Source organism: Erwinia sp. JH02 (genome assembly GCF_013074405.1).
GTDB classification, from domain to species: Bacteria; Pseudomonadota; Gammaproteobacteria; order Enterobacterales; family Enterobacteriaceae; genus Erwinia; species Erwinia rhapontici.
This window is the reverse complement of sequence record NZ_JABANZ010000007.1, coordinates 193,415-212,013: the sequence shown is the minus strand read 5'-3', so window position 1 is coordinate 212,013 and position 18,599 is coordinate 193,415. Positions and strand designations below refer to the sequence as shown.

Here is an 18,599-nt window from a genome sequence, read left to right as displayed (position 1 = left end):
GCCTGCTATCGCGGCTGGCATTGTTACCCCGCCCTGATAAAAATACCAACGCGTGACTTTTTTTCCGATTACACTGCACCATCGATCGGCACAATGTCGCTTATTCATGCACTATTACTCACCTGATGACAGACAATTAAAACAGCGCTCTGAGCGCTTTATTCGTCGCATGTTCGCCATGCGGCAATTGGGCACCTTTTTGTGTTTTTTCCCTATCCTGTCGGTGCTGTTGGAGCTGGGTCGGGGCATGTGGCTGACCATTTTGCTCAGTATTAACGCTTTTATCTGGCCGGTCATTGCATGGATACTGGCACACTCGTCCAGCGATCCGACCGCCACCGAACGGCGAAACCTCACCATTGATGCCGCCTTTGGGGGTGTCTGGGTAGCCCTGATGGGCATCAGCCCGCTGCCGTCACTGATTATCATGGCGGTGCTGGCGTCTGATCGCTATGCCGCCGGTGGCTGGGCGCAGTTAAGACCTGCGCTTGCCGCGTTTCTGCTGGCCTTTATTCCCACCTGGAGCGTGGCCGGTATGCCATTACAGCTGACCTTCAGCACCCGCACGGTGTGGCTGTCGCTGCCGCTGGCTACCTGCTATATGATGGTGCTGAGCGCCGTGTCCTATCAGTTAACCCTGAGCCTGCGCCGTAAAAACCGCGAGCTGGAACGCATTTCACTGATGGACCCCAGCCTGAAAATCCCTAACCGCCGCCTGTTTGACCGCCGCCTGGAAAGCGAATATCTGCGTACCCAGCGCGGTGACAGCCATGCCTGGCTTCTGTTGCTGGATGTGGATAATTTCAAACAGGTGAATGATCGTTTCGGCCATGAAGCCGGGGATTATCTGCTGGCAGAAATCTCCATGCTGCTGCGCACGGAAGTGGGCATCCGGGATATTCCCGCCCGTTTTGGGGGTGATGAACTGGGGGTGATTGTGCGCGATGCCGACAGTAACAGCATTGTGATACTGGCGGCGGCGCTGAAAGAGAAAATTGCTCAAATACAGCTACCGGCGTCACCGAACTTTCAGTGTTCGGTGAGCATCGGCATTGCCCCGGCGGCCAAAGCAGACTCCATTCATCAGTGGCTGCGGAATGCCGACCAGGCGCTGTACAACGTCAAACGCACGGGCCGCGATGGCATCCAGCTCTGGCAGCCGGAGCCTCAGAACCTCTCAAACCGATAAGGGCGCGGATCGATAATCGGCGCTGCAGCCGACACCAGATCGGCAGCCAACTGCCCCGCCGCCGGTGACGTCCCGAACCCATGCCCTGAAAATCCTGTTGCCAGCGTCAGACCCGGAATTTTCGCCACCCGACCAATCACCGGGTTCGAATCCGGGGTGACATCAATAGCTCCGGCCCAGGCATCCGCAATCACTGCCTTTTCAAACGCGGGCCAGGCGGCTCTCAGGTTGGTCATCGCTTCCTGATTCAGCACCGGGTTCACCTGCGGGTCCAGCGTGCGAACCTGTTCAAACGGCGAACGGCCATGGGCTTTCCAGCGACGCGGCAACGCCAGATCCCTGACAAAATTTTTCCCGACGGAGATACGCAGGAAGCTGCGCTGCGTGCGCAACTGTTGCAGGTAGCGCGAACCGATTAACAGATGGTCCAGCGTCAGCGAGGCATCCAGCGCACCGCGTTGAGTAATGATAAAGCCGCCGTCATGATGCTTACGAAACGAGAAATCCGGTGCACCCACGGCAATGTCTGTCGGCCCTTCCATCGGCGTGGTGCGCAATACTGAGCAGATCAGCGGCAGCGTTGGCAGCGAAACACCGAGGTTACCGAGAAAACGTCGTGACCACAGCCCGCCCGCCAGCAGCACCTGCTCGCAGCGGATCTCACCCTTTTCCGTCACCACGCCACTGACGTTACCCCCCGCCAGCGACAGGGTACGTACCGCGCAGTTCTCAACGATCGTCACCCCTTTGGCAATGGCCGCGCGAGCGATGGCGCTGGAAGCCAGCGTCGGTTCGGCCCGGCCATCGGATGGGGTATAAATCCCTCCCGCCCAGTTGCCCCGGCCGCCCGGCACCCGCGCCGCAATCTGCTGCGCCGTCAGTAACTGTGAATCCAGGCCAAGATGCTCAACCGATTTCAGCCAGCCCTCATGCATCGCCATCTGCACATCAGTTCGGCCGACAAACATAATGCCCGCCTGGCGATAACCTACATCCTGCCCGGTGCGCTCCGGCATTGCGGCCCACAGGCGGTCGGCAGCCAGTGCCAGGGGAATATCATCGGCCATGCGGCTGGTTTTACGCACCCAGCCGAGGTTACGTGAAGATTGCTCCCCCGCCAGGCGGCCTTTTTCCAACAGTACAACGGGAATATTACGTTCTGCCAGCGCCAGCGCGGCGGTTAACCCGACGATACCGCCGCCAATCACCACGACGTTGGTGGCAAGGGGCAATGTCGTGGCGGTCTGAACCGGGGTGATCACAGGGGCCATACATACCTTCTTAGCGGGCGTTACAGCGCCACGGTGAGTTCGACAACATTTGCCGCAGAGGCACCACGATACGCGGTCACTTCCAGCTCCACTTTATACACGGTGGAGCCAAGCGGCGGGCAGGTGACCGTCGAAGCCGGGTTTATCCCGCGAAACTTGTCGCCAATAATCGCCATCACCGTCGGCACGTCCTGCGGGTCCTGAATAAAGACGCGCGACATCACCACATCGGCCAGCGAGGCATCTACGGCTGCCAGTGCCTGTTCGATATTGGCGAACACCTGATGCGTCTGTTCGCTGATATCCTCAGGAATTTCTTTGCTTTGCGGGTTACGTCCGGCGGTGTTCGACACGAAAATCCAGTTATCCACTGCCACAATGCGCGAGTAGCTGGCCTTCTCTTCAAAAATCGATCCGGTTTTTACTTTGGTTATCTGAGTCATTTTTCTTCCTTTTGATATATGCAGACCATCCTCTAAATCATTGGCGTTGCGACAAGGCGGCAAGGACATGAATCCCCGGGAGCTTACTCAGGTAAGTGACCGGGGTGAATGTGCGCAGCCAACGCCGTTGCAGCGTCAAGGATGACGAGGATTAATGTAATTCTGGGGTTTCCCACAGATTCAGCTTCACGCCAATACCTTTCTCCAGCGCATTGCGGTAAACCACCGTGCCCCACGCCACGTCCTCTACCGGCATCCCGCCCACCGACATAATGATGATCTCGTCGTCGTTCTGACGGCCGGGTGCATCTCCGGCGACAATCTTGCCGATGTCTTCTAACTGCGCGTGGGTCAGCTTGCCTTCCGCCACCATGTCCATAAAGCGCACGCCAATCACCGGGATGGTGTGATGCGCGGGTTTGGGCACTTCTTCATACCAGGCGTGATAGAGCCCCGTGTTATCCAGCACTTTGCGGACATCGGCCTGTTCCATGCCTTCATCGATATTGCACAACGCAGGCATCGCCAGAAATGCACCGGGTTTTACCCATTCACGTTTCACCAGCGGGTAGGTAGACGGGTCGCCCACTTCGCCAGAGCTGCAATAGGTGACGATATCCGACCCGCGCACCACCGCTTCCAGGCTGTCGACCACCTCAATGGTGGTGATCTGCGGGAACGTCACGGTGATCCAGAAGATAAAGGTGTCCAGACTGTTCTGCCCGCGTCCTTTGATTTTAATGGTGTCGATCAGTGGGCAGACGGCGATAAACGCCGCGACGGCGGTTTTGCCCATCACGCCAGGCCCCAGCAGACCAATCACTTTTGCATCTTTGCGCGCTAAATGGCGGGCGCCCACGCCAGGGACAGCGCCTGTACGGTAGGCCGAAAGCAGGTTGGCGGACATATGCGCCAGCGGGGCGCCTGTATCGGCATCGTTCAGCGTGAACATCAGGATGGAACGCGGCAGCCCTTTCTGGCGGTTGGCAATATTCGAGCCGTACCATTTGACGCCAGCGGTACAAAAACTGCCGCCCAGGTAGGCAGGCATCGCCATTAAACGGCGATCGGCGGTGGGTTTCGGCATGGTCGGGAACGGTGAGTCCTCCGGGAAGGTGACCATCGCACCGTGCGAGTCGTTGTTCGATCCTGCCATGCGATAGTCGCCCTGATACAGCAGGCCAAACATCTCTTCCATCGTATCCACGCAGGCGGGCATATCGGTGACTCCGGCGCGGATCATGTCCGGTTCTGAAAGGTAGATGAAATCGATTTTAGTTGAGTCAGACATGCCGGTTACCCCGTTAAATGAGTGAATGACGTTGCGCGGTCGACGTTGCGCTACACCATGAAAATAACGAGGGATCTTCCGGCCTGTATTGAACTTTTGCGACATGAGGGCGAATCGACAAACGGAAAGTGGCACCCGAATTGCAGTGAGGGTTTGTCATCCCTGTTGCAGGACTCGTCTTATGTCAAACACTCTGGCTTCACATTCGGCGGCCGATATTCAACCGCAGCAACCCTGGTTTGTTCTCAGTGCAGCCAAACACTACTCACTGAAGGCCAGCAGCCATCCGGCGATTTCCCATTTCTATAGCTTTGAAGTCGCCGAGTCGGCCAGCCTGACGCTGGCAGTGCCGGATGGCTGCGTGGATATCGTGTTTGACTGTGATGCTACGCATCCTGTGGCGAGAGTGTGCGGTACTACGCTTGCGGCACGCAGTGCTGCGCTGAACCGCAACCACCGCTATTTTGGCGTGCGCTTTGCGCCGGGAGTGACCCCGGATTTTCTCGATGTGATGGCAGAGGAGCTGACAGATCGTGAGTTTAACTTCTTCGATGTGGTGCCGGATGCACGCCAGGCCTGCGAACAAATCCTGCGTACCCCACTGTTTTTACAGCAGATCGCCCTGTTTAACACCCATTTCACTCCGCGCCTGGTACGCAAAACGTCATTGGTCACCGCAACGATCATTCATACCATCCTGCAACAGAAAGGCAATATCCGCGTGGAGCATCTGGAGGCGTTAACCGGCTATACCTGCCGCACCATTCAGCGCCAGTTTCGTCAGGATACTGGCATGTCACCCAAGGCGTTTGGCCGCATTATGCGCTGCCAGGCGGCACTGCATTCCCTGCACCAGCAAGGGCCGGTGTCGTTTTCTGACCTGGCGCTCGACCTCGGTTTCAGCGACCAGTCGCACTTCCTGCGCGAGTTTAAAAAGCTGATCAGTACCACACCACTCGACTATCAGCGTCAGACCCTGCTCGGTGCGTGGGGCGAGCGTATTCGTTATCACTAAGGGCGAAAAGTTAGCGCCAGGTTAGCGTGAAGTAGCACTAAAACAGTGCGACTGTTGCACCCTGGTGCTGTCCGATTTTTTCTATCCGCACCCGCCGTCACTGATAAATGATGCCAGCAGTACCTGGCCTCGGAAGAACACTTCCTGAGTACGATTTCACTGTCATCTAAGGCGCTGGCGATGAGCAACTCTACCGGTTTAAGAAAAAATACCCTGGGCTTATTTTCCCTGGTCTTCTTTGTTGTGGCGGCAGCCTCTCCCCTGACCGGCGTGGTCGGCGGACTTCCGGTGGCTATGTTCACCGGGAACGGCGGCGGTATTCCTGTGATCTATATTATGGCCTGCGCCATTTTGATGATCTTCTCGGTCGGCTATATCGCCATGAGCCGCCATGTCAGCGACGCGGGCGCGTTCTATACCTATATTTCGAAAGGGCTGGGGGAAAACTGGGGGGCGTCGGCCTCAGTGCTGGCACTGATCGCCTACTTCTCGGTGCAAACGGCCGTGGTGGCGATGCTCGGCTTCTTTAGCCAGCTGTTTGTTGAGCAGCATCTGGGCGTGCATATTCCCTGGTGGGCGCTGAGTATGCTGTTTGTGGTGATTGCCTGGGTGCTGGGCATTAAGCGCGTGGAGGTGGGCGGTAAGCTGCTGGGCGTGCTGATGGTGGCAGAAGTGGCTATCGTCCTGCTGACCGATGTGATGCTACTGATCAAAAAATCCGGCGATCTCAATATCAGCTCGTTTGAACCTTCCGTGTTTATGCAGGGTAACCTCGGCATTGCCTTTATGTTCTCGATTGCCTCGTTTATCGGCTTCGAATCCACTGCCATCTATGCCGAAGAGTGCCGCGATCCGCATAAAACCGTACCGCGTGCCACGATCTGTGCTTTGCTGCTGATCACCGTCTTTTTCTGCTTTACCAGCTGGGCGCTGGTGCAGGCGTATGACATCGATCAGCTGGTGGAGATTGCGCGTAAAGACCCCGGCAACTTCGTCTTTGATATTACCCGTCAGTATGTCGGCCAGTGGGCGGTGGAGACCATGTCGGTGCTGCTGATCACCAGCCTGTTCGCGGCAGCGATGGCATTTCATAATAATATTTCACGCTACATTTTCAGTATCAGCCGTGATGGCCTGATCTGGAAAGAGCTGTGCGAGACACATCCGACCAACGGCACACCGCACAAAGCCAGCCACGTGCACAGCGTGATCCTACTGATGATGCTGGTGGGCATGGGCAGCATCGACCTTGACCCAATGGCACAGATTTTTGCCTTTGGATCGGCGATCGCCACGCTGTCGATTCTGGTATTGCAGGTGGGTGTATCGGCGGCGGTGATCCTGTTCTTCCGCCGTTTAGAGCACCACAATAATAGCGCCTGGCAGGTCTTCTGGGCACCACTGCTGGCCATGACAGCGATGTCAGTCACTATTATTCTGGTGATCAACAATTTGCAAATTCTGAGCGGCAGCGACTCGAAGCTGGTGCAGCTCATCCCGTGGTTTATCGCGGTTTGTTCAGCGGCAGGCTATGCGATGTCAGTGAAGCGCAAAGGACGTACACTCCCGGCCTGAGAGGCCGGACTCGCGGAATGCAATACGAATGGCGGCGACGGTGTTTTATTGCCGCCCCGGACAGCAGAACGCTCCCGCCTTTACAGGTCGGAAGCGTTCTGTGAACACGTTACTTTGAATACGCTTATTTAATCCCGAACACGCCGTACAGGTGCACCATTAGCCACATAGTACGGAACGTCACTACGGGCCAGTGGCGGACGCCCACGGATCATATCGGCTATTTTTTCAGCGATCATGATCGTTGGCGCGTTAAGGTTTCCGGTGGTGATGCGCGGCATAATGGAGGCATCCACGATGCGCAGGTTCTCCATGCCATGCACTTTGCCATCATGTCCAACCACGGCCATTTCATGATAACCCATCGCATTCGAACAGGAGGGGTGATAGGCCGTTTCAGCATGCTCGCGGACAAAACGGTCCAGGTCGGCATCACTTTGACAGCTCGCACCCGGCGAAATTTCCTTGCCACGATAAGGATCCAGCGCACGCTGCTGGATGATTTCACGCGTAAGGCGAATAGCCGCACGGAATTCACGCCAGTCCTGATCCTGGGACATATAGTTAAACAGGATACTCGGATGGTCATGCGGGTTCTTCGAGGTGACCTGCACACGGCCACGACTCATTGAACGCATCGAACCTACGTGTGCCTGGAAGCTATGGACTTTAATCGGATTCGAGCCGTTATAGTTAATCGCGATCGGCAGGAAATGATATTGAATATTTGGCCATTCAAACTCTTCGTGGCTGCGAATAAATCCGCCCGCTTCAAAATGGTTACTGGCACCAATACCCCTCCCCATAAACATCCACTCCGCACCAATCAACGGCTTATTATGCAGCTTCAGCGCAGGAACCAGCGAAACGGGCTGCATGCACTCATACTGCAAATACATTTCCAGATGATCCTGCAAGTTTGCGCCAACACCGGGCAGATCGTGAACAACTGGAATATCCAGGCTTTTTAACAGCTCACCCGGGCCAACGCCTGAGCGTTGCAGGATTTGCGGAGAAGCAATCGCCCCCGCACAAAGCAACACTTCACGTCGCGCACGTGCCGAGTGCGGGATCTCTTTTTGTAGCCAGGCCACTCCGGTCGCCCGTTTGTTCTCAAACAAAATACGATCGGTCACGGCATGGATTTCAATCGTCAGGTTTGGACGTTGACGCGCCATGTCCAGATAGCCCCGTGCGGTACTCGCACGACGCCCATGTGGCGTTACGGTGCGATCCATCGGGCCAAAACCTTCCTGCTGGTAACCATTTAAATCGTCAGTACGCGGATAACCTGCCTGCACACCCGCTTCAACCATTGCGTGGTAAAGCACGTTGTTATCGTGTTTTGGCGTAGTCACGCTGACAGGACCACAGTCACCATGATAATCATTGCCGCCAATATCGCGGCGTTCCGCTATTTTGAAGTACGGCAGGCAGTCAAGATAACTCCAGTTTTCCAGACCTTTCTGTTTCGCCCAGCCGTCATAATCCATGGCATTACCACGGATGTAACACATCCCATTGATCAGCGACGATCCGCCCAGCCCTTTACCACGACCGCACTCCATGCGTCGGTTGTCCATAAAGGGTTCTGGATCGGTCAGATAGGCCCAGTTATAGCGCCGTCCCTGTAACGGATAAGCCAGTGCCGCAGGCATCTGCGTACGGAAGTCCTGACGGTAGTCCGGGCCTCCGGCTTCCAGTAACAGCACGCTGACATCAGCGTCTTCTGTCAGGCGCGTCGCCAGTACGTTACCCGCTGAACCCGCACCAATAATGATGTAGTCATATTCCCTGATAGTCGTCATAAAAACCTCAATGTCCTTATTTAAAAAACAGATTGATAGCGTTCCAACTCAACCTGGATTGACTTGATACGCGTGTAATGGGCGAGCGTGCTTATCCCATTTTCACGTCCAACACCGGATTGTTTGTAGCCGCCTACCGGCATTTGCGCAGGCGATTCTCCCCAACTGTTGATCCAGCAGATACCGGCTTCTAACTGATGAATGGTGCGGTGAGCTTTTGCCAGATCGCGTGTGATGACACCTGCCGCCAGGCCAAAGTGGGTATTGTTCGCACGGTCAATGGCTTCCTGCTCATCGTCCCAGGTCAGAATGCTCATGACCGGCCCAAAAATCTCTTCTTTGACGATGGTGTGATGATCTTCGCAGTCGGTGAAAATCGTCGGCTGAACGTAAGCACCTTGTGCAAAAATGCCTGATGTTTCGCGCGCACCACCGCACAATAAACGTGCCCCTTCCGCTTTGCCGCTGTCGATATAGCGCAGGACATTTTCCATATGGGAAAAACTGGTCAGCGGACCGAAATTGGTGCGGGGATCCATTGGTTCCCCCATGCGAATACGCTTAACGCGAATTTCCAGCGCCTTTTCCAGTGCGGCTTTCTGTGAACGATGCACAAACACGCGTGTCCCGTTGGTACACACCTGCCCGGAGCTGTAGAAATTCGCCATCATTGCGATGTCTGCGGCCAGTTCGATATCAGCATCGGCCAGAATCAGCAGCGGTGACTTGCCGCCCAACTCCATCGTGACGTCTTTAAGCGATGAAGCCGCCGCGCTGGCCATGACTTTCTTACCGGTTTCAATACCGCCAGTGAAGGAAATTTTTTCAATACGTGGGTGCTGTGTTAACCATTCACCGACTAAACGCCCTGCCCCCTGAACCACGTTAAATACACCATCTGGCAGACCCGCCTGCGTGTAGATCTCAGCCAGTTTAAGTGCGGTCAGCGGAGTCACTTCGCTAGGTTTGAAAATCATCGCGTTACCTGCGGCAAGCGCGGGGGCCGATTTCCACAACGCAATCTGGATCGGATAGTTCCAGGCACCGATCCCGGCCGTCACGCCCAGCGGTTCACGCCGCGTATAGAAGAAGCTGCTATCGCGTAGCGGATACTGCTCACCTTCAATGGATGTTGCCAGGCCAGCGTAATACTCCAGCACATCCGCGCCCGTGACGATATCGACAACCGAAGTTTCAGAGAAAGGCTTGCCGGTATCCAGCGTCTCCAGGTGGGCCAGCTCATCATTGCGTTCACGCAGGATGTCTACGGCACGTAACAAAATACGTGAACGCTCCGTTCCGGTCATTGAGGCCCAGATTTTTTGGCCACGTTCTGCACTCGTGACCGCTCGTTCAACATCGTCCTCGGTTGCGCGCTGCACCTCAGCCAGCACCTCACCGTTTGCCGGGTTGATCGTTTCAAACGTCTCTGGGCCACTGGCGTCAGTCAAACGACCATCAATATAAAGTTGTTGCAGGGGGAGTTTCGCCATCAGTACGGTTCCTTTTGTCAGTTGGCTTGGGGATTCAGATTCTGTTACTTAGCTTATTTTCAACATAGTCGAAGGCAATTTCGCATGCCTTCCGTGCATTAAAATCGATGCCAGCCAGGCTACCGCGTAGCCATAATCCGTCAATCATTGCCGCCAGGCCTCGGGCAGCTCTGCGTGCTTCGTCCTGCGGTAAACAGCGGCGAAACTGGCAGCAAATGTTGGAATACAGTCGGTGATCGTTGACCCGCTGCAAACGACGTAACGCGGGCTGATGCAGACTTGCTGCCCAGAAATCAAGCCAGGCACGCATTGATGTTCCGCTGGTCTGGCTGCGGTGAAAGTTGCCTTCGATAATGGCGAACAGTTGCGCTTCAGGGGTGTCCTGCGCGCTACTCCGGCAGGTAGCCACTGCATCGTGCAGGTCGCACAGGATGCGGCGCATCGTGGCGTTTAACAAACCGTCTTTGTCGCCAAAGTAGTGGCTGACAATACCCGTAGACATCCCTGCCTGGCTGGCGACCTGAGATAACGTCACACCCGCTAAACCGACGTCACCTATGGTTTCGAAGGCCGCAGTGATCAACTGCTCTTTGCGTTGTTCAGGTATGGCTTTACGGGACATTTCAACTCCAGGTGGCAGCGACCACACATTTAAAATTCACTGATTGAACGTTCAATCAATCTACATTATGCTACGAAAATGTCAAAGGCGTGGTTATTAAATGTTAATGACCATGTCTTTATAAGATGGATTTTACGCTTTACACCATGGAACTGTTCATATGACTGAGATCGCGCCAAAACCGATCGGCCATGCACCGATCAGACTGAATGCTCCCGTTTTTTTTAGCTCTGCTGTCGTTATCCTGCTGTTAGGACTGCTGGTGGTGATGTTTCCTACCGGAAGCCATCAATGGCTTAACAGCGCCCAAATCTGGATGGCGGATGTGTTTGGCTGGTACTACATGCTGCTGATGATCGCGTGCATGATTTTTGTATTCTGGCTTGCCCTTTCCCGCTTCGGGCACATCAGACTGGGCGAGGAGGGGGAAGCACCGCAGTTTAGTTACCCTTCATGGATTGCCATGCTTTTCTCAGCGGGTATTGGAATCGCACTGGTGTATTACGGTGCCTATGAGCCACTGGACCACTTTCTGCAACCGCCAGAAGGCCAGGGGGGAACGCCTGAGGCCGCCCGTCAGGCAATGGCGATTACATTCCTGCACTGGGGCCTTCACGGCTGGGCGCTGTATGCGCTCATCGCCACAGCACTGGCCTATTTTGCTTACTGCCGCGGATTGCCTCTGGCGCTGCGTTCGGCCCTTTACCCTATTTTTGGCGAGAGGGTTCACGGCTGGGCCGGGCATTTAGTCGACAGCTTTGGCATTCTGGTCACTGTGATTTCGATGGTCACTAACCTCGGTATCGGGGCATTGCTGGTGAACTCCGGCCTGCACTATCTGTTTGATATCCCACAAACGCCACATGTGCTGTTGATACTGATTGTTGTGATGATGATTGTGGCAACGCTAGCCGCCGTCACCGGCGTCGAGAAAGGCATCGCGATGCTCTCTAACATCAACGTTGGCTTCCTGTGCTTACTGTTGCTGTTCGTCTTCGTCACCGGCCCAACGCTCAATCTGATCAACGGGATGCTTCAGAATACGGGCGATTACCTGACATCGATTGTCGGGAAGAGTTTTGATGTGTATCTCTATGGCAAAGCGCGTCGCTGGCAGGGTGCATGGACGCTTTTCTACTGGGCGTGGTGGGTTGCCTGGGCACCGTTTGTCGGCTTGTTTATTGCCCGTATCTCAAAGGGACGTACCATCCGTGAGCTTATCCTGGGTGTCATGCTGATCCCGTTAGGCTTCACCCTCGCCTGGCTGTCTATTTTCGGCAATACCGCGATCAGTCTTGTGCTGGAGCATTCAGATAAAATTCTGGGTCAGGTTGCGTTGAAAGATCCCCCTATGGCGGTTTTCAAACTTTTCGAATACCTCCCCTTCACTAAAATCACTGCGGGTTTCGCTATTGTCATCAGTTTTGTGCTGTTCCTGACACCTGTCGATTCAGGCACGCTGATGATTGCTAATCTATCCAGCAAGGGGGGAACCAATGACGATGATGCACCTGCCTGGCTACGCATTTTCTGGGCTTCTGTCACCACGTTAGTCTGTGCAGGCCTGTTGTATGCTGGCAGCTTCAGCGCCATGCAAACCGCTGTCGTGATTTGTGGCTTACCCTTCTCTGTGGTGATCGTGCTGTATATGGCAAGCCTGTACCGCGATTTGCAGAAATTTGGTGATAAGACGATGATGCAGGCAGACCGCCAGGGCTAGTCTGGCGATACTGCACAATATCGTTGAAACCATCAATGCCCCTGACTATCAACGTCAGGGGTTATTGAAGGGAGATTCGTGTCAGTACCACCTGCCGGGCAGACTCAATATGCCTGATGGTTTCCTCGCGTGCCTGCTGCGCATCCCCGCGCGCATACGCATCAAGAATGGCGGCATGTTCATGCTGGAACGCGGGAGTATCCGCCAGCAGTCGGCGTTGCAGATATTCGTAGCGCTCAATCTGCGCGCATAACTCTGCGATCATTTTCAACAGCCTGCCGTTATGACAGCCGCGATAAAGAAGGGTGTGAAACTCGCGGTTCAGCTCTCCCTGCTTTTGCACGCTCACCGTACTCTCCAGTAATTGATGAACCAGTCTGACACGCGCCAGCGTCTCTTCGTCGCGGTGGATCACGCTGTGATAAATCGCCTCCCCCTCCAGCAGCGCACGCAGCGTGTAGATCTCATTCACATCATCGACGGTTAGGGCTCTGACAGCAGCACCTCGGTTACGCTGCGTTTCAACAATTCCTTCGCGTTCAAGCTGCTGGATGGCCTCACGCAGCGGGATGCGGCTAACGGCAAACTGACTGGCCAGTTCACGTTCGATCAAGCGTGCGCCATCAGGCAGTTCGCCCTGATTGATCATGTCGCGCAGGGAGGCAGCAATAACATCTGCCGTGGAGCCTGGTTTAGTCAGCATCAGTGTATTCTCAACAAAACAGTTGGAATAATGGTATACCATCTGCTTTACTTGCACAATCAACGTGCGCGGTTATCCGCATTTCCCTCAGGAGCAAGCAACATGGCACAACGTGAACATCACTATCAGGTTTCGGTTGAATGGACAGGGAATAAAGGACAGGGCACCGCATCCTACAAGGCATACGACCGCGACTACCAGATGAGTGCGGGCGAGAAAGCACCGATTGCAGGCTCATCCGATCCGGCATTTCTGGGCGATGCCACACGATGGAACCCTGAGGATCTGCTGGTTGCTTCGGCTTCGGCCTGCCATAAATTATGGTATCTGCACCTGTGCGCTGAAGCCGGAATTATTGTCCAGGCTTACCGGGATGACGCGGAGGGAACAATGGTGGAAGGCAAGACAGGCTGCTTTACCCACATTGTGCTAAAACCGCAGGTGAGCATTTCCTCAGGCGACCCGGAGCTGGCGCGCATGCTGCATCACCGGGCCCATTCGCTTTGCTATATTGCCAACTCGCTGAACTTCCCGGTGCAGTGCGAACCAACGATTGTGCAGTATTAGTATTGAGCTGAAAAAAACAGGGCCACCTAAGCGTTGTGTGCCCTATCAGTCAGAAAGGAAAAAACGATTAAAGATTCACTTCCCCTTCCAGGCTATGCACGGCGCGGCCTGGCATTTTGTGCCCTCGTTTTTGATAAATTTCCGCTACTTTGACGATGCATACATTTAATCAAAATTCCCTTCTCTTTTTTCTAAACAGTGCCACAATGAAATCAGAAACATAATGCGCGATTAAATAGCGCGCTACTTAAAGTTCTACGATTGATTATAAAAAAGATGCAACACCGGGGATTTTTAATACCTGCAACACCAGGGAAAACTCTTACAGATACGTGGTTTTGTCAGCATGCCAGCCACATTTAGACATTCTGATTTCAGCTTGTAGCCGACTGACACCGTGATGTCGTTCTTCAGATAAAGGCTGCTTTCGTTTAATCCCGGCCACCCTGGTGGCCCCGTACAATAATGAGAAACGCCTATGCCAACCCGCACATCACAGCGCCCCGTGCCAGTCATGACTAACGTGCGTGAACTTCGCCTCGCCGCCGGTCTTTCTCAGGAAGGCGCAGCCGAGCGCTTTAACCTCAGCCTGCGTGTCTGGCAAACGAAAGAGGCCGCCAGTAAGCCGGCGCTACTCAGTCAGGTTGAATATGAGTTCCTGTTGCTGCTGGCAGGCCGCCATCCGAATTTCACTCTGACAGCGCAGTAAATAAGACAGCAATGCGCAGGATGATGACGTCATACTCACTCACAGCGCCTGCGCACATGCCCATGCGGAACTCCACGCCCACTGGAAGTTATAGCCTCCCAGCCAGCCGGTCACATCCACCACTTCACCGATAAAATAGAGCCCTGGAACATCACGCGCCTCCATCGTTTTCGATGACAGCTGGGTGGTATCGACGCCGCCCAGCGTGACTTCGGCGGTGCGGTAGCCCTCGGTTCCGTTAGGCTGCACGCGCCACTGGTGCAGCGCAGTCGCCAGATCGGCCTGCTGACGGCTGTTCAGCTGCTTCAGCGTGCACTCCGGTACGGTCCCCAGCAGTTGCAGGCACTCAACCAGACGTTTCGGCAGCAGTTTTGCCAGGGTGTTTTTCAGGCTCTGATTAGGATGACTGTTACGCTCATCATTAATAAACGCGTCAATATCCTGGCCTGGGGAAAGGTTAACGGTGACAAATTCACCCGGTAGCCAGTAGCTGGAGAGTTGCAGGACCGCCGGGCCAGACAGGCCACGATGGGTAAACAGCAGCGCTTCTTTAAATACCGTGCCGTCTTCGGCGGTGAGTACCGATGGCACCGAGACGCCGGATAGTGTCTGAAGCTGTTCCAGCAGTGGTTTATGCAGGGTAAACGGCACCAGCCCGGCGCGGGTGGGAAACACCTTCAGGCCAAACTGTTCAGCCATTTTATAGCCGAACGGCGACGCACCCAGCCCCGGCATCGACAATCCACCACTGGCGATCACCAGTTTCTCTGCCTGTACCTCTGTGCCGTTCAGTTGCAGCGTGTAGCCGCTGTCGTCACGCGTGACGGACACCACCTCACTGCGCAAGCGTAATGTGACCTGCCCGTTCTCACACTCTTTCAGCAGCAGGTCAACCACCTGCTGGGCAGAGTCGTCACAGAACAACTGGCCCAGGGTTTTCTCATGCCAGGCAATACCGTGACGGTTAATAAGATCGATAAAATCCCACTGGGTATAACGCGCCAGCGCAGATTTACAAAAATGCGGGTTATGCGACAGGTAAGCCGCAGGTTCGGTGTAAAGGTTGGTGAAATTACAGCGTCCGCCGCCCGACATCAGGATTTTACGCCCGGCTTTTTTGCCATTATCAATCAGCAGCACCCGCAGCCCTTTTTGCCCCGCCTGGGCTGCACAAAACAGACCCGCTGCGCCTGCGCCTACTACGATAACGTCAAACTTTTCCACCACACACTCCGCGCCGACTCTCAAAAACGCTGATTGTAGTGAGTTGGGGGCGGGGATACCAGCTTCAGGCCCCAATCGGGGTTGAAACATTTTGTAACTTTATGATTTTTTAGTCTTTTCACCCGTAACTGTCATCACATTGACACGTTACTGTCAAAAAAAGTCTATATTTCCCTTTCCCCGGGTGCGGTTTGTCGCTGATAATGCGCCGCGTTCATGTCCTCCAAAATGGCGTAACGCTTATGCTACATCTGTTTGCTGGTCTTGATTTTCATACCGGCCTGTTACTGGTACTCGCTCTGTTGTTTGTCTTGATCTACGAAGCAATCAATGGCTTCCATGACACGGCCAATGCAGTCGCTACCGTGATCTATACCCGTGCAATGCGCTCGCAGTTAGCGGTTGTCATGGCAGGGGTGTTCAACTTCTTTGGTGTACTGTTGGGCGGCTTAAGCGTGGCTTACGCTATCGTCCATCTGCTACCCACCGATCTGCTATTGAATGTGGGATCGGCTCACGGGCTGGCCATGGTCTTTTCCATGTTGCTTGCCGCTATTATATGGAATCTCGGCACCTGGTACTTCGGGTTACCGGCTTCCAGCTCTCATACTCTGATTGGTGCCATCATTGGTATCGGCCTGACCAACGCGTTGCTGACTGGCACCTCGGTGGTGGATGCGCTGAACATTCCCAAAATGATCGGTATCTTTATGTCGTTGATTATTTCACCGATTGTCGGCTTAGTGATTGCCGGTGGATTGGTGTTTATCCTGCGCCGCTTCTGGAGCGGGAATAAAAAACGTCAGCGGATTCATATGACTCCAGCCGAGCGTGAAAAGATCGATGGCAAGAAAAAGCCACCGTTCTGGACCCGTATCGCGTTGATTGTCTCGGCGATTGGCGTCAGCTATTCGCACGGCGCAAACGACGGCCAGAAAGGTATCGGCCTGATTATGCTGGTACTGATTGGCGTTGCACCGGCAGGCTTTGTGGTCAATATGAATTCCAGCGGTTATGACATCACTCGCACCCGCGATGCGGTCAACCATCTGGAACAGTATTACCAGCAGCATGCCACCTCGCTGAAGCATATCATCGAGATGTCACCGCCTGCGTTGCCAACGCCGGAAGAGGTGCCAACAGGTCCTCATGAGTTCCATTGTGATGCGGCGCGTGCTTTGCCTGCCATCCAGCGTGCTCAGGGTCTGCTGAACAACCTCTCCAGCTATGATGCGTTAAGCGTGGAACAGCGCGGACAGCTGCGTCGCCTGCTGATGTGTATCTCAGACACCGCAGAGAAAGCCGCCAAGCTGCCGGAAACCAAGCCTGACGACAAACGCTTCCTCAACAAGCTGAAGGGCGACCTGCTCAACACCATTGAGTATGCTCCGGTGTGGATTATCCTGGCCGTCGCGTTGGCGCTGTCACTGGGTACCATGGTTGGCTGGCGTCGTGTTGCCACCACTATCGGTGAGAAAATCGGTAAAAAAGGCATGACTTACGCACAGGGAATGTCTGCTCAGATGACGGCAGCCGTCTCAATCGGTGTGGCAAGTTATACCGGGATGCCGGTTTCAACCACCCACGTCCTCTCCTCTTCCGTTGCCGGTACGATGCTGGTTGACGGCGGCGGCGTGCAGGGGCGCACCATTAAGAACATCCTGCTGGCGTGGGTCTTCACCCTGCCGGTCTCGATTGTCCTTTCCGGTAGCCTGTACTGGCTGGCACTGAAGCTGATTTGATGCGCAGCGGGTGGACCGAAAAAGGTCCGCCCGATAGAACTCATGATTCATCCAGAAGGCGCCCCCTTATCAGGGGCGCCTTTTTTAATGCCAGATGGCCAGCCCAATAAGACTGATAAACACCAACCCACAGAGTGAACTGGTTAATAAAAACTGCCCACGAACGCGCTCGCAGCGTCGGATAAATTCATCATCGTGATGATCAAGATAACGCTGTGCCCAGATATACCCGATCAGCCGCACCTGTTTACTCGGCTGCCCATGAGACGTAAAGAATCCAGCGCCATCTACATACTGATACAGCAACGGATCGCATCCACGCAGCACCACTAACAGCGCCCGCAGTGAAGAGAAATAGCGCGCCATATTCACCAAACAAACGACACAAAGAGCCCAGAAAAGCGCAATGGTGCTGATCATGATCCCCTCCCGGCCACTCATCACGGAAATGCATAACCCGGGCAAAGCCGGATACGCCCCACGATGGTTTCGCCAACCTTATTATTAAGATGATTGCTGCATGCCGATTGACGCCACATAACGCTTTTGCTGCCGTCAATTATCAGTGTAGGAGATATGTTTAAATTTTTTCCAGCGATGTTTACTGCGTCCACCAGCAAAGGGACAAAAATTCATGTTGATCGCCCTCGCAAACGCCGCCGCATGCCACAACACCCGGTAACATTTTTCGCTATACTCACTCTCAACACTTACGTGAAAAGGAGTATTCAAATGGCCTATAAACATATTCTGATTGCCGTCGATCTCTCGCCGGAAAGTAAACTGCTGGTCGACAAAGCGGTTTCGATGGCACGACCTTACGATGCGAAGGTGTCCCTGATCCACGTTGATGTGAACTATTCAGACCTCTACACCGGCCTGATTGACGTCAACCTTGGGGATATGCAAAAACGTATTTCTGAAGAGACGCACACTGCACTGACGGATTTGTCCAACAGCGCGGGCTATCCGATTGCGGAAACGTTAAGCGGTAGCGGTGACCTCGGCCAGGTGCTGGTCGATGCCATTAAGCAGTATCAGGTGGACTTAGTGGTTTGCGGGCACCACCAGGATTTCTGGAGCAAGCTGATGTCTTCCGCACGCCAGCTGATCAACACCGTGCATATCGATATGCTGATCGTACCGCTGCGCGACGAAGACGAAGATTAATGTGCCGGGCGGGCTGACCGAAAAAGAAGGTCAGCCGCTACGCCAAAAAAGAAGATC

General features: G+C 54.5%; 17 protein-coding genes. 8 read left to right on the top strand and 9 right to left on the bottom strand.

Features of this window, described 5'->3' with window-relative positions:
* Window positions 1-106 precede the first annotated feature (106 nt).
* Entirely contained in the window at window positions 107-1,189 is a 1,083-nt protein-coding gene (locus HHI26_RS18605) for a diguanylate cyclase (RefSeq protein ID WP_133844320.1), read from the top strand.
* Here the strand turns inward: HHI26_RS18605 and HHI26_RS18600 are convergent.
* The 3 genes from HHI26_RS18600 to HHI26_RS18590 form a co-directional block, all read right to left on the bottom strand.
* Window positions 1,168-2,460, bottom strand: a complete 1,293-nt coding sequence (locus tag HHI26_RS18600) for an FAD-binding oxidoreductase (RefSeq protein WP_171149492.1) — start codon at window positions 2,458-2,460, stop codon at window positions 1,168-1,170. The two genes, HHI26_RS18605 and HHI26_RS18600, sit on opposite strands and share 22 nt — an antisense overlap.
* A gap of 20 nt (window positions 2,461-2,480) precedes the next feature.
* Window positions 2,481-2,903 carry a RidA family protein gene (locus tag HHI26_RS18595; protein WP_133844326.1) on the bottom strand — a complete coding sequence of 141 codons (423 nt, stop codon included), beginning with the start codon at window positions 2,901-2,903 and terminating at the stop codon, window positions 2,481-2,483.
* Between the two features lie 151 nt (window positions 2,904-3,054).
* A complete protein-coding gene (locus HHI26_RS18590) occupies window positions 3,055-4,194 on the bottom strand; it encodes a tyramine oxidase subunit B (protein WP_171149491.1) in 1,140 nt (379 codons plus the stop codon).
* 181 nt (window positions 4,195-4,375) lie between these two features.
* Here HHI26_RS18590 and HHI26_RS18585 point away from each other — a divergent pair, with 181 nt between their 5' ends.
* On the top strand, window positions 4,376-5,209 hold the full coding sequence (locus HHI26_RS18585) for a helix-turn-helix domain-containing protein (protein WP_238337090.1): 834 nt from the start codon (window positions 4,376-4,378) through the stop codon (window positions 5,207-5,209).
* 180 nt (window positions 5,210-5,389) lie between these two features.
* A complete protein-coding gene (locus HHI26_RS18580; protein ID WP_133844332.1) occupies window positions 5,390-6,784 on the top strand; it encodes an APC family permease in 1,395 nt (464 codons plus the stop codon).
* A 128-nt stretch (window positions 6,785-6,912) separates the two neighbouring features.
* On the opposite strand, the gene betA is transcribed toward HHI26_RS18580, so the two are convergent.
* Genes betA through betI form a run of 3 tightly spaced genes read right to left on the bottom strand, consistent with a single transcriptional unit; the run spans window position 6,913 to window position 10,707 of the window.
* Window positions 6,913-8,592, bottom strand: coding sequence for a choline dehydrogenase (gene betA / locus HHI26_RS18575; RefSeq protein WP_133844334.1), 1,680 nt, complete (start codon window positions 8,590-8,592; stop codon window positions 6,913-6,915).
* 20 nt (window positions 8,593-8,612) lie between these two features.
* Window positions 8,613-10,085 carry a betaine-aldehyde dehydrogenase gene (betB, locus tag HHI26_RS18570; protein ID WP_133844336.1) on the bottom strand — a complete coding sequence of 491 codons (1,473 nt, stop codon included), beginning with the start codon at window positions 10,083-10,085 and terminating at the stop codon, window positions 8,613-8,615.
* A gap of 34 nt (window positions 10,086-10,119) precedes the next feature.
* The gene (gene betI, locus HHI26_RS18565; RefSeq protein WP_133844338.1) at window positions 10,120-10,707 is read right to left on the bottom strand and encodes a transcriptional regulator BetI; all 588 of its coding nucleotides are present in this window, start codon (window positions 10,705-10,707) and stop codon (window positions 10,120-10,122) included.
* A gap of 160 nt (window positions 10,708-10,867) precedes the next feature.
* Between betI and HHI26_RS18560 the strand changes: the two genes are divergently transcribed.
* A complete protein-coding gene (locus tag HHI26_RS18560; RefSeq protein ID WP_171149490.1) occupies window positions 10,868-12,427 on the top strand; it encodes a BCCT family transporter in 1,560 nt (519 codons plus the stop codon).
* A gap of 61 nt (window positions 12,428-12,488) precedes the next feature.
* Here HHI26_RS18560 and HHI26_RS18555 read toward each other — a convergent pair whose 3' ends face one another.
* A complete protein-coding gene (locus HHI26_RS18555; RefSeq protein ID WP_159337786.1) occupies window positions 12,489-13,130 on the bottom strand; it encodes a GntR family transcriptional regulator in 642 nt (213 codons plus the stop codon).
* Window positions 13,131-13,232: 102 nt separating this feature from the next.
* Between HHI26_RS18555 and HHI26_RS18550 the strand changes: the two genes are divergently transcribed.
* Both HHI26_RS18550 and HHI26_RS18545 read left to right on the top strand, forming a co-directional pair.
* On the top strand, window positions 13,233-13,697 hold the full coding sequence (locus tag HHI26_RS18550; RefSeq protein WP_171149489.1) for an OsmC family protein: 465 nt from the start codon (window positions 13,233-13,235) through the stop codon (window positions 13,695-13,697).
* A gap of 478 nt (window positions 13,698-14,175) precedes the next feature.
* Window positions 14,176-14,406 carry a transcriptional regulator gene (locus HHI26_RS18545; protein WP_133844346.1) on the top strand — a complete coding sequence of 77 codons (231 nt, stop codon included), beginning with the start codon at window positions 14,176-14,178 and terminating at the stop codon, window positions 14,404-14,406.
* Between the two features lie 39 nt (window positions 14,407-14,445).
* On the opposite strand, the gene HHI26_RS18540 is transcribed toward HHI26_RS18545, so the two are convergent.
* Window positions 14,446-15,630 carry an NAD(P)/FAD-dependent oxidoreductase gene (locus HHI26_RS18540; protein WP_133844348.1) on the bottom strand — a complete coding sequence of 395 codons (1,185 nt, stop codon included), beginning with the start codon at window positions 15,628-15,630 and terminating at the stop codon, window positions 14,446-14,448.
* A 242-nt stretch (window positions 15,631-15,872) separates the two neighbouring features.
* On the opposite strand from HHI26_RS18540, the gene pitA reads away from it, so the two are divergent.
* On the top strand, window positions 15,873-17,372 hold the full coding sequence (gene pitA / locus HHI26_RS18535) for an inorganic phosphate transporter PitA (protein ID WP_133844350.1): 1,500 nt from the start codon (window positions 15,873-15,875) through the stop codon (window positions 17,370-17,372).
* 84 nt (window positions 17,373-17,456) lie between these two features.
* Here the strand turns inward: pitA and uspB are convergent, their stop codons facing one another.
* Window positions 17,457-17,792 (bottom strand): universal stress protein UspB, encoded by a 336-nt coding sequence (gene uspB, locus HHI26_RS18530; protein WP_133844352.1) that lies wholly within the window; start codon window positions 17,790-17,792, stop codon window positions 17,457-17,459.
* A 312-nt stretch (window positions 17,793-18,104) separates the two neighbouring features.
* Between uspB and uspA the strand changes: the two genes are divergently transcribed.
* The gene (gene uspA / locus HHI26_RS18525) at window positions 18,105-18,542 is read left to right on the top strand and encodes a universal stress protein UspA (RefSeq protein WP_133844354.1); all 438 of its coding nucleotides are present in this window, start codon (window positions 18,105-18,107) and stop codon (window positions 18,540-18,542) included.
* Window positions 18,543-18,599 lie beyond the last annotated feature (57 nt).